This is a genomic window from Tautonia marina, assembly GCF_009177065.1.
Taxonomy (GTDB): domain Bacteria; phylum Planctomycetota; class Planctomycetia; order Isosphaerales; family Isosphaeraceae; genus Tautonia; species Tautonia marina.
Map to the genome: position 1 here is coordinate 91,566 of NZ_WEZF01000010.1, position 13,896 is coordinate 105,461.

Here is a 13,896-nt window from a genome sequence, read left to right on the forward strand (position 1 = left end):
AGCCCCGGCCCCGCCGGGGCTTGTTCGTTTTCGGAGCCTTCCTCGCCTTGGTCGTCGCCGACACGCGGTGACAGGTCGCGACCCGGGGCGCCGCCCCGATTGCAGACATCGTGCAGACAGCCTGCGGAGGCCGAGGCGAGCAGTGAGGGAAGGTTGCTCAAGGGCCTCGGCCCGGTCCTCCATGCCGATGTGGGTGGACTTGGCCGTCTCCCAGATGTCGGCGTGCCGGGCCAACTCCTTGGCCTCCATGATCGAGGCGCCCGAGCGGACCAGCCCCGTGATGTGGCTGTGCCGCCCGGCGGTGTCATCCCCGGCCTCGAGGCAGGGTTACGTGCAGCCCAAGGGTGCTTCCTTTACTGAACTTGTCAGCACAAACAGACAAAACATAATATTTATGTCAAACAAATTGAATGAGTTTCGTGACATTCTTAGCGGGCCCTCTCCTCGAACAGCTCGTCCCGGATCCCGGCCCGGAGCTTGATTTCCTTGATGGCGCAGTAGACGACCGGCACGACGAGCATCGTCATCACCTCGATGAGCATGCCACCGAAGCTGGGGATGGCCATTGGGACCATGATGTCGGACCCTCGGCCGGTGGACGTGAGCACCGGGATCAGGGCAAGGATGGTTGTCGCCGTGGTCATCAGGCACGGCCGCACCCGACGCATCCCGGCCTCAATCGTCGCGACCCTCGCGTCCTCAACCGTCTCGATCCGTGCCGAGCTGAAGCTCTGGTCCAGGTAAGTGGTGATGACCACACCGTCGTCGGAGGCGATGCCGAAGAGCGCCAGGAAGCCGACCCAGATCGCCACGCTCAGATTGATCGTGTGCACCTGGAACAGCTCGCGCATGTTGGTCCCAAAAACCTCGAAGTCGAGGAACCAGTTCTGACCGTAGGCCCAAACCATCAGGAAGCCGCCTGCCCAGGCGACGATGATCCCGGAGAAGACGAGTAATGTTGTCGGCACCTGTTTGAACTGGAAGTACAGGATCAGGAAGATCAGAAACAATGCCAACGGCAACACGACCGAGAGTGTCTTCTGGGCCCGGACCTGGTTCTCATAGTTTCCGGAGAACCGGTAGCTGACACCGGCCGGCAGCACGAACTCGCCCGACTCGATCGTGTCTCTCAGGAAGGCCTGGCAGTCCTCGACCACGTCGACCTCGGCAAAGCCTGGCTTCTTGTCGAGCAAGACATAGGCGACAAGGAAGGTGTCCTCGCTCTTGATCGCCTGCGGGCCGCGGACGTAGCGGATGTCGGCGAGCTGCTCCAGCGGGATTTGCGTGCCGTCGGGGGCGGGAACCAGGATCCGGCCGAGCGTCTCGATCTGGTCGCGTAGCTCCCTCAGGTAGCGCACGCGCACCGGATAGCGCTCGCGTCCCTCGACGGTCGTCGTGATCCGCTTCCCGCCGATGGCGACCTCAATCACGTCCTGCACCTGTCGGATCATCAAGCCGTAGCGTGCGATGGCGTCGCGGTCGATGTCGATCTCCAGGTACGGCTTGCCCACCACGCGGTCGGCGACCACGGCCGACGGCTCGACGCTGGGAACCTGCTTCAGCAAGCCCTCCAGCTCAAGGGCAACCCGCTCGATCGTCTCCAGGTCCGGCCCACGCACCTTCAGGCCCATCGGCGCCCGCATGCCGCTCTGGAGCATGACAATTCGGGCGGCGATCGGCTGGAGCTTCGGCGCGGAGGTAGTGCCGGGGATGGTGGCGGCGTCGACGATCGCCTGCCAGATGTCGTCGGTCGTCCGGATCTCGTCGCGCCACTGGCGATAGGGGCGTCCGGAGGGGTCGGGGACCAGCTCGCCCCGATCGTCTCGGGCGAACTCGCCGGCCTTCTCGTCGTAGCGGAAGTTGAGCCGGTGGCCAGACGCGTCGGTAATGTACTCGGACTTGTAGGTGATGATCGTCTCGATCATCGAGATCGGCGCCGGGTCGAGCGGACTCTCCACCCGGCCGAGCTTGCCGACCACGAGGTCGACTTCGGGGATGGCGTTGATTGCCATGTCCTGAAGCTGGAGCACGTCGAGCGCCTCGCCGATCGAGGCGTGCGGCATGGTCGTGGGCATCCACAGATAGGAGCCCTCGTCCAGGTCGGGCATGAACTCCTTGCCCAGCCCGGGGAACGTGTGCGCCATCGTGACCCAAGGCTTCGAGAGCCGGACGTCCTCCGGGTCGCCCCCGGCCTGACCGACCGCCCAGGGGACGACGCCGAAGACCCGGTCGAACCCGAGCCAGGCCGAGGCGCCCAGCAACACAACCGTCACGGGAACCGAGAGGAACAGCAGCTTGTGGTCAAGGCACCAGCGCAGCAGCGGCCGGTAGATCACCATCTGGAACAGCACGAAGGCCCCGAGCAGCCCGCCGATGAGCGTTGCCACGAAGGCGAGGTTGCGGAGCAGGCCCTGTTCGACGCCCAGCGGTTCCCAGTGCCTTGTCAGGACAATGCCCACGACCGCCACGACCAGGGCGTTGGCCGTAGAGACGGCGGCCCGGCGGGACCACGGCGGCAGCGCCGGCTCGACGAGCCGGTAAGCTCCCAGTCCCGCAAGGATCGCCCCGGCCCACCACGCCAGCGTGACACCGACCACCCCGCCGGCCACGATCAGGCTTATCGAAAACAGTGCCTTCAGCTTGCCCGTCCCAGCCCGCCGAGTGAACAGGACATGGGCCGCCGGGGGAATGATCGTCAGGGCCACGATCACCGAGGCGATCAGCGCGAACGTCTTCGTGAACGCCAGTGGCCGAAAGAGCTTTCCCTCGGCGCCGATCATGGTGAACACGGGCAGGAAGCTGATCACCGTCGTCGAGACGGCCGTCAAGACCGCCGAGGCCACCTCGCTCGACGCTCGGTAGATGACCTCCAGCCGGGGCTCGTCCGGGTCCGCCTCGTCAAGGTACTTGAGAATATTCTCGCAGACGATGATCCCCATATCCACCATTGTGCCGATCGCAATTGCGATGCCGGAGAGGGCCACCACGTTGGCGTCGACCCCGAAGGTCTTCATGGCGATGAAGCACATCAAGACCGCCAGGGGCAGCAGGACGCTGATGAGGAAGGAGCTGCGCAGGTGCATCACCATCACGATCACGACGATGATCGTAACCAGAATTTCCTCGACCAGGGCCGTGTTCAGCGTGCCCAGGGTCTCGGAGATCAGACCGGCTCGGTCGTAGAAGGGGACGACCGTGACCTGACTGGTCGTCACCCACTCGGGCCAGTCCTCGCGGGGGGTTCCCCGAAGCCAGCTCAGCCACTCCTGATCGTTCAGGCCGCCGCCATCGGAGAATGCCTTGAAGCCGTGCCCGGCGGCGAAGGACTCGACGGTGTCGCGGTCGATCTGGTCGAAGTCGACGTCGGCGGTGGTCGGCAAGCCCGGGGCAATTTCGGCAATCTTCGCCTTGATGTTCTTGATCGCCGCCAGCGGGTTGTACCCGTAACGGACCACGACCACGCCGCCGACGGCCTCGGCCCCGGCCTTGTCCAGCGCCCCCCGGCGGAGGGCCGGGCCGAGGGAGACCGTCGCCACGTCCTTCACGCGGATCGGGACGTTCTCGTTCTGTGTGATCACCGACTTCTCGAGATCTTCGACCGACTCCAGGAAGCCGAGCCCTCGGATGACGTACTCGACCTTGTTCACCTCGATCGTCCGGGCGCCGACGTCGACGTTGGACATGCGCACGGCGTTGAAGATTTGATCGAGCGTAACCCGGGAGGCGCGCATCGCGTCGGGGTCGACATCGATCTGGTACTCCTGCACGAAGCCGCCAACCGAGGCGACCTCGCTAATCCCCTCGGCCGCCTGCAAGGCGTAGCGGACGTACCAGTCCTGGACGGTGCGCAGCTCGTTGCGATCCCAGCCTCCGGCGGGGTTGCCGTCGGGGTCTCGGCCTTCGAGCGTGTACCAGAAGATCTGACCCAGGGCGGTCGCGTCGGGCCCGAGCGCCGGCTGCACGTCCTCGGGCAGCGTGCCGGCAGGCAGGCTGTTGAGCTTCTCCAGCACCCGGCTCCGGGACCAGTAGAACTCGATCTCCTCGTCGAAGATGATGTAGATTGACGAGAAGCCGAAGAACGAGTAGCTGCGGATCGTCTTGACGCCGGGGATACCCAGCAGGTTGACCGTCAGCGGGTAGGTGATCTGGTCCTCGACATCCTGCGGTGATCGGCCCATCCACTCGGTGAAGACGATCTGCTGGTTCTCGCCAATGTCGGGGATCGCGTCGGTCGGCACCGGGTCACGCGGCAGGCCGCCGAGGTCCCAGTCGAACGGTGCGACCATCGCGCCCCACGCCGTCACGGCAATGACGACCAAGGCAACGACAAGCTTATTCTCCAGGCAGAAGCGAATGACCCGGTCGAGGGTCGACGCCCGGGGGGGCGATTCGGGCGGGGCGTGCTGCTGGGGCTCAGTCATGGTCGTGTCCCTCCTCGGAGTCCCGAGCCGAATCGCCCAGGGCGACCCGCTGCACCTCGTCGACGCAGCGGAGCATGGTCGCCCCGTAGTAGGGGTTGCGAGGCTGCTCGCCGGCCTGAAGCCAGGCGGCGCCCCGGCCGTCGAAGGCCATCGGGCAGTGCATCCGGTAGACGTCCCCGCCGATCTCGGGGGCGAAGGTCTCAAGAATGACCGGCATCTCCTCGGACAGGAGAGCAAAGCCGGCCCGCAACGGCTCAATTCCGGCTGCGCCGGCCATCCGGTCAATGGCCGTCCGCAAGTTGGCTTGCTCGCGTTCCCAGGTCTCTCGGGCCTCGCTTTCTAGGGCCGACGCATCGATGCCGGCCAACGCCCGGTCGAGTGCCCCGGCCGCCTCGCCGGCGCGAGCCGGGTCGTCTGAGGCCAGGGTGTCCTGGGCCTGAAGGTAGGCGTTCCAAAGTGCCTTCAATTGCTCCCGGAACGCAGGGGGGGCCTCGACCGGCCGGGGGCCGACCGTCTCGGCCGGCGGGCCGTCCCAGATCAGCGAGGTGTCGGTGGCGCAGGTCAGCATCGTTGCGCCGAAGTAAGGGTTCCGCACCGCTCCATCGGCCTGGAGCCAGGCGGCCCCTTTGTTGTCGAAGGCCATCGAGCAGAAGTGCTGAGAGATTGGCCCGACGGATGTTGGCAACCCAAAGGACGAGACAACGGTCAGCATGGTTTCGGACCACGACTTGAAGCCGCCTCGGAGTGCCTCAAGGTCGTTGGCCTGCTGGAGAGGCTCGATCGCCGCGAGCAGTTCGCCCCGGGTAGTCATCCAGGCGTCGTGCGCTTCCCCCTCCAGCAGCGTCATGTCGATTGACGAGAGTGCCTCCTCGGCCTGATCGACCGCCGATCGGGCGCGGTCGGGATCGTCGCCGGCAAGGGCTTGCTGGGCGTTCTGGTAAGCGTTCCAGAGGCCGGTAAGCTGCTCCCGGAAGGTATTGGAGACGTCGAACGGGCCGTTGGCCAGCAGTGTGCCAGGGTCATCGGTCACACCGAAGCGGTCGCGGAGTCGCCCGATGTCGGTCATTAATTGCCCGACGGCGTCTCGGATCCGGCGGTCGCTGGCGGCCCAACGGCCCTCGACAGCGTCGTTGCGGAGCTGCATCGCCAGCTCCTTCCAGAGCATCGCGGCGTGCCCGTCGAGCTTCTCGGCATCGACCCCGGCAATCGCCTGCTCGAGGGACTGGAGGGCGGCTCGCATCGCCTCGCGGTCGCCGGAGTCCATTGCGGAAGCCGCCTCACCGGCCGCCGAGAGGACCCGGCCGAGCTGCCCGGCGACGGAGGGCGGTAGCGCCAACTGATCCCCGCCGCCGTCCGAACCAGCATCGGCCATCGCTCCTTCGGGGTTCATCATGCTCGGCTTCGCGGCGATCTGCAGGGCACTGTCGAGCTTGAAGTTCCCCTGAGTAACGACTCGTTCTCCCTCCTCCAGACCGGCCCGGACGATGTAGGAGTCACCGGCTCGGGGTCCGAGGACGATCTCGCGGCCCTCGTAGGTTGGCCTGTCGGCGTTGGGCCGCTCAACGTAAACAACCGCCCGGGTGCCGGTCTTGAGTACGGCCGAGGCGGGCACCACGAGCGGCTCGGCCGACTCGTCGGCCGCGGCCGCGGCCGAGACGTAGCCGAGCGTCTCGGTCCGCACCAACGGCATGCCGCAGACGTCGCAGTCACCGGCGATGTCCTTCACCACTCCCGGGTGCATCCGACAAATCCATTTCCCCACCAGCGCCGCGTCCATCACCCGCCCGGCCGTGGCGACCTGGGCTCGCACGACGGCACGGACGAACATGTCGGGCTTGAGCTTGCCGCTCGGGTTCGGCACGTTGACCCTCACCTTCACCGTGCGGGTGGCGGCGTTGAGGACCGGGTCGATGAAGGCGATCGTCCCGGTGAAGACCTCGCCCGGGTAGGCCTCGCTGGTGAACTCGACCTCCTGGCCATAGCGGAGCCAGGGCAGATCCGATTCGTAGGCGTCGAGCTTGACCCAGAGGCGGGAGAGGTCGGAGATCGTGTAGATGCGGGTCCCCGTCTCGACGTAGGCCCCTTCCTGGAGGTTCTTCTGAATGACGATGCCAGACATCGGAGCGTAGATCGTCAGGTGGTCCGACGGTTCCTGCTGGGCCTCGATCTCCTGAATCTGCGCCTCGGTCAGTCCCCAGAGCCGGAGCTTCTCGCGGGCCGACTCCAGCAGCCGCTCGGCCCCAAGCACGCCGGAGGACGACCGCCGCTCCTGGGCGGCCTGGCGGGCTCGGATCAACTCGGCCTGGGCGGAATACAGCTCGGGGCTGTAGATCGAAACCAGGTGGTCCCCCTCCTGCACCTCGACGCCGGTGTAGTCCACGAACAGCCGATCGAGCCGGCCGGGGACCCAGGCGGTGATGTAGCCGAGTCGAGTCTCGTCGTAATCCACCTTGCCGACCATGCGGACGGTGGCCGTCACATACCGCCGCTCAACGGGCTCGACTTTCAGGTCGAGCAGTTCGCGGGCCTCCCGGCTGATGGAGACCTCGCGGAGGCCCTCGGCCTCCTCGCCGCCGTCGTCGGTGGCCGGGATGAGATCCATGCCGCAGAGCGGGCAGTCGCCGGGGTTGGGCTGGCGGATCTGCGGGTGCATCGAGCAGGTCCAGACGGTCGCCGCTGAGGCCCCCGGAGACGCCGCCCCAGCCTCTCCACCACCATCGCCGCCTCCCTCGGGGGCCAGCAGCGATCGGCCAAGACCGATACCAATGCCCAGCGCCGCCAGTACGACGACTGACGTCACCAGGCCGCCTGCCAGCCGAGAGACTCGACCCGAGCGACGGGATGGATTGGGGGATTGCGACGGGGTCGGAGGCCCGGACAGGGCCGGGGCGGCGCGGTCGGGCGACGGCTCGGATTTGGAGACATGTGCAGACATGGGTTACCTCCCGCACGCCCGAGTGGGCGTTCGATCGATCGGGGCGGGCATCGAGACAAGGGCGGCCATCGCAGAGACGAAAATCAGGTCGATCGGGACGATAAACCGATCAATTTTTTCAAATGGTCGTGGCAAGGCCTGTGAAGCAAAGGCACCGGGACAGTCCCCAGGCGCGACCCACCGCCGATCGAGCCGGCCGGCACAACTCGGGCATCCCTCGTGCGGGGCTCAAACACACAGCGAGGGACACCATCGGGCCGACCGGACCCGGGGCGACGGTGGGCCGCCCCGGGGACCGTCCCCGGATCGGCGGCCGGGGAATGCCCGGCCGCCGACGGTCGGGTCAGCCCCGGGGACCGTCGTCGTGATCGTGGCCTTGCTCGTCGCCGGTCTCGCCCGAGGCGGCACCGAGGTAGGTCTCGGACTTCTCCTTGACGGCGGGGATGCAGGCCGGGCAGCAGACGAAGACGGACTTCTCGCCCCGGCTAACCTTGATCGGCCCGCCCATGGCGTTCAGGTCGGCGGCGCTGATCGGGCAGGTCCCCTGGGCAGCCACGGTTTCGCGGTCGGCCTCGGTGGCTTTCCTTGCGGAGATGACCGAGCCGAAGCGGCGATCGGGGGCAGCCTCAACTTTGGGCAGGCAGCCGCGGCAGCAGAGGTAGAGCCGATCGTCCTCGCCACGGGTCACCCGGATCGGGCCGCCCATCGCGTTGAGGTCCTGACCGCTGACGGGGCACGTCGCCTGGGCAGAAACGCCGAGTCGGTCGTCCTCGGTCGCGGAAACAGCGACGATCTCGGCGGGAGCCCCGAGGGCAAAGGGGAGGGTGAATTGCGCCGTCTTCTCGGCGGGGTTGGGGAGTTTCCAGACCTGGATCGTGACACGCGTTCCCTCGGCCGGCAGGCCGCTCAGGTCGGCGTCGAGCGCCAGGGCGTTGACAGGCCCACCCTCGGTCGTTGCGACGGGCTGGAGTTCGTACGGGGCTGTATACTGCTTGGCGCCGGGCAGCAGGAAATACGCCCGGGCCTTCAGGCCTGCGACAACTCCCCGAGCAAGGTCGACACCCATCGGATAGACCTGCAGGCCGTCGGCTCCGATGACAACCTCGAACGCGTGGTGGTCGGTTTCGGCGACAGTCCCGCCGTGCTCGGAGTGGTGGCCCTGGGCATCCTGACCATGCTGATGCTGGTCATGCGGGTCTTCCCGCGGGGCTGCCTGAAGAGTCGAGGCGAGCCCGAGTGCCAGGGCGAGCGTAGCCGCGGTCGCGAACGGGAAGAGGCGACGAGGGGAGGTACGACGAGAGAGGCGGAAGGTCATGATTCGGAGACTCCTGAACGTGATGATCGTCATGCCAACCATCCGGCCGGCGGGAGAGTCCCGCAAACTGTGGAGGCAGTGCGGCCTGCTCGATCCGCCCGTCGCGGCCGATTTCGGTTCTCGGCCGAGAGAGGATGTGGTCGGATCGGGGAGATGCCGGTCCAAGGCACGGACGACGATCGCTGGACCAGCGATTTCGCAATTGGCCGGAGCGGTGAGGTCCCAACACCGAGTGGTCGGCGCGGACCGGTCCAAGTGCTAGTTCAGGAGATGGAGCGTGCGCAGATAGATTGGCACGCGAGGAAACCCGGCGGAATCGGAGGGGGCCGGGCGGGAGTCCGCGCCGGAATGGTTGCCGGAGAGGATGGCGGAGACGAACGCCAAAGACAAGGGCGAGGTGGTGGGTCGTCTCTCCGGAAGACGGGATTCCGATCGAGAGGCGGGAGGGGCCGACTCGTCGGCCGGGCAGACGCAAGAATGGCACGAATCAGCGACCGGAAGAGCCGCCGAAGGGGTGATACGTTCTGATCCTGGGGGAATGACCTCGGACGACGGCGCGGGGGCCGAGCAGCAGCAAGCAACCGCCTCACGCTCCATCCGGCAAGCGGCAGATTGTGAGGCCGTCTGGACACCCTTCGAGCAGGCCAAGGCCGCGTCCGCCGCGCAGAGCATGCCGAGGATCGCGATCACTGCGATCCAGGGAACTCGACGGCGGTAACTGCGGAAGACCATCAACAGCATTCCTCGATGGTGCCCAGAGAAATTAAGGTATATTTAGGTTATCGCCAGCGAAGCGATCGGTCAAGGACGATCTGAGTGGAGCCTGTGCTGGCCAAGCGCTCACAATTCCTGGAGAAAGTTCAAGACTCCCAGGCTCAGACGCTGCGACAGAAGGATCGAGTACGCCCAGTTTCAGCAGGACCAACCGAGGCAGCTGGGCCTCGCGGATCGAACACGGAACTGGACGTTGGCAGCCGCCTTGCCGAGGAGCTGGTAAAGCGAGACAACTCTCAGTCAATCCGAGATTCAGTCCCAAGACCGCCGAAGACCTGCTCTGGAACTGAGAACCCCTTTCTCCCGTACCGATACCTCAGGATCAACAAAGCGTTCGTGGAGTGAAGGTGTCTGATGGCTCGATCATTAAAGAGGTGAACCACCCTAAGGATAACGCGCCGCGCGCGGAGCGGACGGTGAGCCGCGTCGCCCCCTCACGGCGTTGCCTCGCCGCCTCCGAAGGCCTACGGGCCTGGGAGAGCCATCCTCCGAGGAGTCCAAGCGCACCGGGTCACCGTTCACTCCACGCTCGTCGTTCGTGGGCAAGTCGATCGTGACCACCTGCCGGCAAAGACGTTCAAAGGAATCACCTGGAGTTTTGTGAAATGATCAACAGGATCGCAAGGAGACGATTGGTTCGGTCGGCGCTCGCAAGCAGCATGGTGATCGCGTTGACGATGGGGCTGATCCCGGACTCGGCGTGGGGACAGATGAGTGTTCGGCGCCGACCGCTCGGCGGTTACGGGGCGGCGACCATCGCCCGGTCCTACCGCATGGACAAGGGCGCGGCGTACATTCCCTATGGCGGCGGCTTCGGAGGCTACATCGCTCAACGAGTTCTGGAGCCGACGTCGCCGGTTGCCTCGGTGACAACCCCGCAGCCGTCGCCCCGCACAGCGATCGGCGGCACCAGCATGGCCCGAACGCCGATCGGTGGCGCCTCCCGCATGAGAGAACGCCGCCTGGTGCCGTCGGCCGGGTCGATGGGGATGACAGGCATGATCCGCTCCCCTGCCGTGGGGAGGCCGGGGGTGATGCCTCCCCGGCTCAGCTCACCGTTCGGATCGCCCTCGGTGCTCGGAGGCGGTTGAGTCGATCGTCATTCAGGATTGGTCCGGTCGCTCTCGCGTCCGGAAAACGGACCGGAGCCGATGGGTGGAGGAGGTGGAGGGGCTTCATCGGCCGGTGTGGCGTCAAGGGCCTCCGTCGGGGGATGGTCCCTGAGCTGAATCCCGACGGCTCGCTCCAGCGAGGCGAGGCTCTTGTTCAGCTCGGCCTCGAAGCGGGCCACCTGAAGGTCGATCTGGAGGACCTCGCGCCAGGCGCTGATCAAGGTCAGGAAGTCAACGCGACCGGCCTGGTAGTCGGCCACGGCGATGTCCAGTGCATCTCTCGCTCGGGGGAGAATGCTTTGCTGAAACAGGTCGAGCGTCTCTCGCTGGGCGCGGGCCCGGGAGAGCAGATCCTTCAGCTCCCGGTAGATGCCGTCTCGCTCGGCGTCGTAAAGTTTGGCATCGGCCACGGCCCGGGCCTGGGCCTCGCGGATGGCGCCGTCGATCTTGGCCCGGTAGATCGGCAGGTTGAAACCGACGAACAGGCCAAGGTTGTCGTTGCCGTTGGCCACCGGGGATATGGCGTTGTCCTCAGAGACCAGGCCGTAGTTGAAGCCGAGCGTGACGTTGGGCGCCGAGCGTTTCTTCGCCAGCTCGACGGCCGCCGCGTCACGCGCGACAGCGGCGAGCCGGCCCCTCAGTTCCGGCCGGGAGGCGACGGCCAGGCGGTAGAGCCGGTCGATCTGCCCGGGGACGTCACCTGCCGGTAGGTCGAGGGTCGTCTGCAGGGGGGCCTCGGGGGTGACGTGCATCAGCTCGGCCAGATCGGCGCGGGCCGACTCGATCCCCTGGCGGATGCCGACGAACTCGCGGTCGAGGTCGGCCAGGGCGACCTCGGCGCTGAGCACGTCCTGCTGGCTCGACTGGCCGCTTTCGTACTGGATGCGGGCGATCTCGATGAAGTCTTCGACCAGTGCCCGGTTCTGCTCCAGGATCTGGGCCGACCGCTCATTGGCATAAAGATCGGCATAGGCCCGCTTCACCGCCTCAACCACGTCGAGCTGGGCGGTCACGAGCTCGGCAATGGCGACCTGCACGTCCTTCTCCGCCGCCTCGCCGCGCAGGGCCAGCGTGCCGAACCAGGGGAACTGCTGCGCGATGAGAAGGTTCCAGGGTACCTGACCGGCGGCAGTTTGCAGGCTATTGCTGCCGCTCGGGTAGATCGTGTTCGAGACGACCGGATCGTCGAGTGATGTCACCTGCGGAATGCGGTGCTCGAGTGCTTTCACATTAAAAGAGGCCGCCTGGACTGCCCGGTTCTCGACCAGAGCGAAGCGGATGTAGTCGTCGACCGGCCGGGGCCCGGAAAGCTCTGGGGGTGCCGGGGCGGGGTCAAGCGCAACGGCCATCGGGTCGTCTGGACCGATTGTCTGGGGAGGCCGGATCGAGGCATCGTGCAGATTCCCAGCAACCTCAGCATACTCCGGCGTGGAGCCGGGCAGGGCGCATCCGCATCCGAAGCCACCAGCCAGCAGGGCCGCCCCCATTGCGGCGGACCAGCGTCGTGTCATCGTTCCCCTCGCTCCGGTTCAACGGGAGCCGGCGCGCCGAGACGCCGACGGAATTTCGAGGATGAGCCCAAGATCATTCAATCGGACGTTCGAGGGATCGGCCTTTGCCGATTCTCCGGCCAGATGGCCGGACCCGTCTCCTGCCGATCATGCTTGAGCGAACCTCCTTGGCTAGGCTTTCCCACGAATGACGAACTCAGGGTTGACGGTGATCCGGTGCGCTCGGACTCCTCGGAGGATGGATCTCCCAGGCATGTAGGCCTTCGGAGGCGGCGGGGGAACGCCGCGAGGAGGGCGACGCGGCGCGCCGTCCCCTCCGCGCGCAGCGCGTCGTCCTCAGCGTGGATCAGCTCCTTCTTAATCGAGGGGAGGAAGCTCTCCCTCGGCGCGTGATTCCAGCAGTTCCCCCAGCGTCTCATACTGCGGGCGATCCCCTCGCCGGCCAGGATGCGTTCAGGTACTCGCTGGGATACTGGCTGCCCCGATCCGAGTCGGCCACCCGATCGGTCCCGGGCATCCGCCGCATGATCGCCATCTCCAGGGGATCGACAACCAGGCGACTCTCGATCCGTTCCGACCTTGACCAGCCGCCGATCCGTCGCGTGCGCAGGTCGTTCACCGCCGCCAGCGACGACCAGTCCCCCCGCGTCGAGAGGGAGGCGATATCGGCCGTCCAGGTCCAATCGGCCCCCCGGTTCCAACGCTCGCCCCGCAGGCGACGCAGTTCCTCCTCGGCGGGGGACAGGTTCTCCTTGCCGGGGAAGGTCTGGTCCTCCTGGGTGGCCAGAGCCTTGCTTGCAGCTCGGGAGCAGGAACTGGCCCAGGTTTCGCGAGTAACCCCGGTGAGGCTCTCGCCCCCTTCGGTCACCCTTCGCTCGACCTCAGCCTTGAACGCGGCGGTGAAGGACCCTCGACTCGTTGCCATCGTTGACCTCCTCACGAGTAGTTTGCGCTCTGATCTGAGCACTCACCATTCGAGGGGAAGTCCACCTCAGTCTCCTGCTTCAGGGACAAACTCTGATCGAGTCGTCGAATCCCCGGCGTCCATTATCCTCGAACGGCTTCAACCGCTCCTCGGAAGATCCGCAAGCCGTCTCCTTCGGGCCGAGACGCGATCCGAGTCCATCGAGGATGGTGAATAAATTCGAGAAACCGCTCCGGGTGAGGCATGAGTCCAAAGATTCGACCAGTCGGGTCAATCACGCCCGCAACTCCCGCAGGAGAGCCATTCGGATTGCTCGGGTATAACTCGGTCGGACGATTTGATTCGTCAATGTAGCGAAGGGCGAGCTGACCGGCGGCAGCCAGGGAGTCGAACGCTTCCTGGCTCTCGACAACGAACTTCCCTTCACCATGAGCCACGGGAAGCTCGATCGGATCTCCGTCGGGAAGAAAGGGAGACCGCCCGGGAGACGTGGCCTGAAGTCGAACCCATCGGCACTCGAAACGCCCGGAATCGTTGTGAGTGATGGTCGCTCGGGGCCCTCCAGGCAAGAGCCCTGCTTTCACGAGGACCTGAAATCCGTTGCAGATGCCAAGGATGAGCCCACCTCGGTCATGAAAGCGCCGAAGCGCATCGTCGAGGGCCTTGAGCCGAGTCGCCAGAATGCGACCGGCGCCCAGGTCATCTCCATAGCTGAACCCGCCGGGGATGGTCAGGATTTGGAAGGCATCGAGCGCCCCGGGACGCTCCAGAACTCGGTCGATGTGGGCCGTCTCAACGTAAGCCCCAGCAAGTTGCCAGGCCGCGACGGTTTCCTCATCGCAGTTTGTACCAGGAGCCCGAAGGACGATCGCACGGGGCAAGGGCATGGTTCCACGGGGAAAA

At 66.0% G+C, this 13,896-nt stretch carries 8 protein-coding genes; 2 read left to right on the forward strand and 6 right to left on the reverse strand.

The genetic code is table 11. The features are described 5' to 3' along the window. Positions 1 to 428 precede the first annotated feature (428 nt). From GA615_RS13635 to GA615_RS13650, 3 genes are all read right to left on the reverse strand, one after another. On the reverse strand, positions 429 to 4,421 hold the full coding sequence (locus tag GA615_RS13635) for an efflux RND transporter permease subunit (protein WP_152051860.1): 3,993 nt from the start codon (positions 4,419 to 4,421) through the stop codon (positions 429 to 431). Next, positions 4,414 to 7,356, reverse strand: a complete 2,943-nt coding sequence (locus tag GA615_RS27850) for an efflux RND transporter periplasmic adaptor subunit (RefSeq protein WP_201750188.1) — start codon at positions 7,354 to 7,356, stop codon at positions 4,414 to 4,416. The genes GA615_RS13635 and GA615_RS27850 overlap by 8 nt, the downstream gene beginning before the upstream one ends. A 343-nt stretch (positions 7,357 to 7,699) precedes the next feature. Then, positions 7,700 to 8,671: a hypothetical protein gene (locus tag GA615_RS13650; RefSeq protein ID WP_152051861.1), complete on the reverse strand. Its 972-nt coding sequence runs from the start codon at positions 8,669 to 8,671 to the stop codon at positions 7,700 to 7,702. A gap of 538 nt (positions 8,672 to 9,209) precedes the next feature. Here GA615_RS13650 and GA615_RS13655 point away from each other — a divergent pair. Both GA615_RS13655 and GA615_RS13660 read left to right on the forward strand, forming a co-directional pair. Then, positions 9,210 to 9,389 carry a hypothetical protein gene (locus GA615_RS13655; protein WP_152051862.1) on the forward strand — a complete coding sequence of 60 codons (180 nt, stop codon included), beginning with the start codon at positions 9,210 to 9,212 and terminating at the stop codon, positions 9,387 to 9,389. Positions 9,390 to 10,050: 661 nt separating this feature from the next. Next, entirely contained in the window at positions 10,051 to 10,536 is a 486-nt protein-coding gene (locus tag GA615_RS13660; protein ID WP_152051863.1) for a hypothetical protein, read from the forward strand. An 8-nt stretch (positions 10,537 to 10,544) separates the two neighbouring features. Here the strand turns inward: GA615_RS13660 and GA615_RS13665 are convergent, their stop codons facing one another. From GA615_RS13665 to purQ, 3 genes are all read right to left on the reverse strand, one after another. Further along, the gene (locus GA615_RS13665) at positions 10,545 to 12,068 is read right to left on the reverse strand and encodes a TolC family protein (protein ID WP_152051864.1); all 1,524 of its coding nucleotides are present in this window, start codon (positions 12,066 to 12,068) and stop codon (positions 10,545 to 10,547) included. Positions 12,069 to 12,483: 415 nt separating this feature from the next. Then, on the reverse strand, positions 12,484 to 12,993 hold the full coding sequence (locus GA615_RS13670) for a DDE-type integrase/transposase/recombinase (RefSeq protein WP_152051865.1): 510 nt from the start codon (positions 12,991 to 12,993) through the stop codon (positions 12,484 to 12,486). Between the two features lie 122 nt (positions 12,994 to 13,115). Next, on the reverse strand, positions 13,116 to 13,880 hold the full coding sequence (purQ, locus tag GA615_RS13675; RefSeq protein WP_152051866.1) for a phosphoribosylformylglycinamidine synthase I: 765 nt from the start codon (positions 13,878 to 13,880) through the stop codon (positions 13,116 to 13,118). Between the last annotated feature and the right edge of the window lie 16 nt (positions 13,881 to 13,896).

Coding starts and splice junctions, on each gene's coding strand:
- GA615_RS13635 (WP_152051860.1), bottom strand. CDS start 4,421: ATGACTGAGCCCCAGCAGCACGCCCCGCCCGAATCGCCCCCCCGGGCG.
- GA615_RS27850 (WP_201750188.1), bottom strand. CDS start 7,356: ATGTCTGCACATGTCTCCAAATCCGAGCCGTCGCCCGACCGCGCCGCC.
- GA615_RS13650 (WP_152051861.1), bottom strand. CDS start 8,671: ATGACCTTCCGCCTCTCTCGTCGTACCTCCCCTCGTCGCCTCTTCCCG.
- GA615_RS13655 (WP_152051862.1), top strand. CDS start 9,210: ATGACCTCGGACGACGGCGCGGGGGCCGAGCAGCAGCAAGCAACCGCC.
- GA615_RS13660 (WP_152051863.1), top strand. CDS start 10,051: ATGATCAACAGGATCGCAAGGAGACGATTGGTTCGGTCGGCGCTCGCA.
- GA615_RS13665 (WP_152051864.1), bottom strand. CDS start 12,068: ATGACACGACGCTGGTCCGCCGCAATGGGGGCGGCCCTGCTGGCTGGT.
- GA615_RS13670 (WP_152051865.1), bottom strand. CDS start 12,993: ATGGCAACGAGTCGAGGGTCCTTCACCGCCGCGTTCAAGGCTGAGGTC.
- purQ (WP_152051866.1), bottom strand. CDS start 13,880: ATGCCCTTGCCCCGTGCGATCGTCCTTCGGGCTCCTGGTACAAACTGC.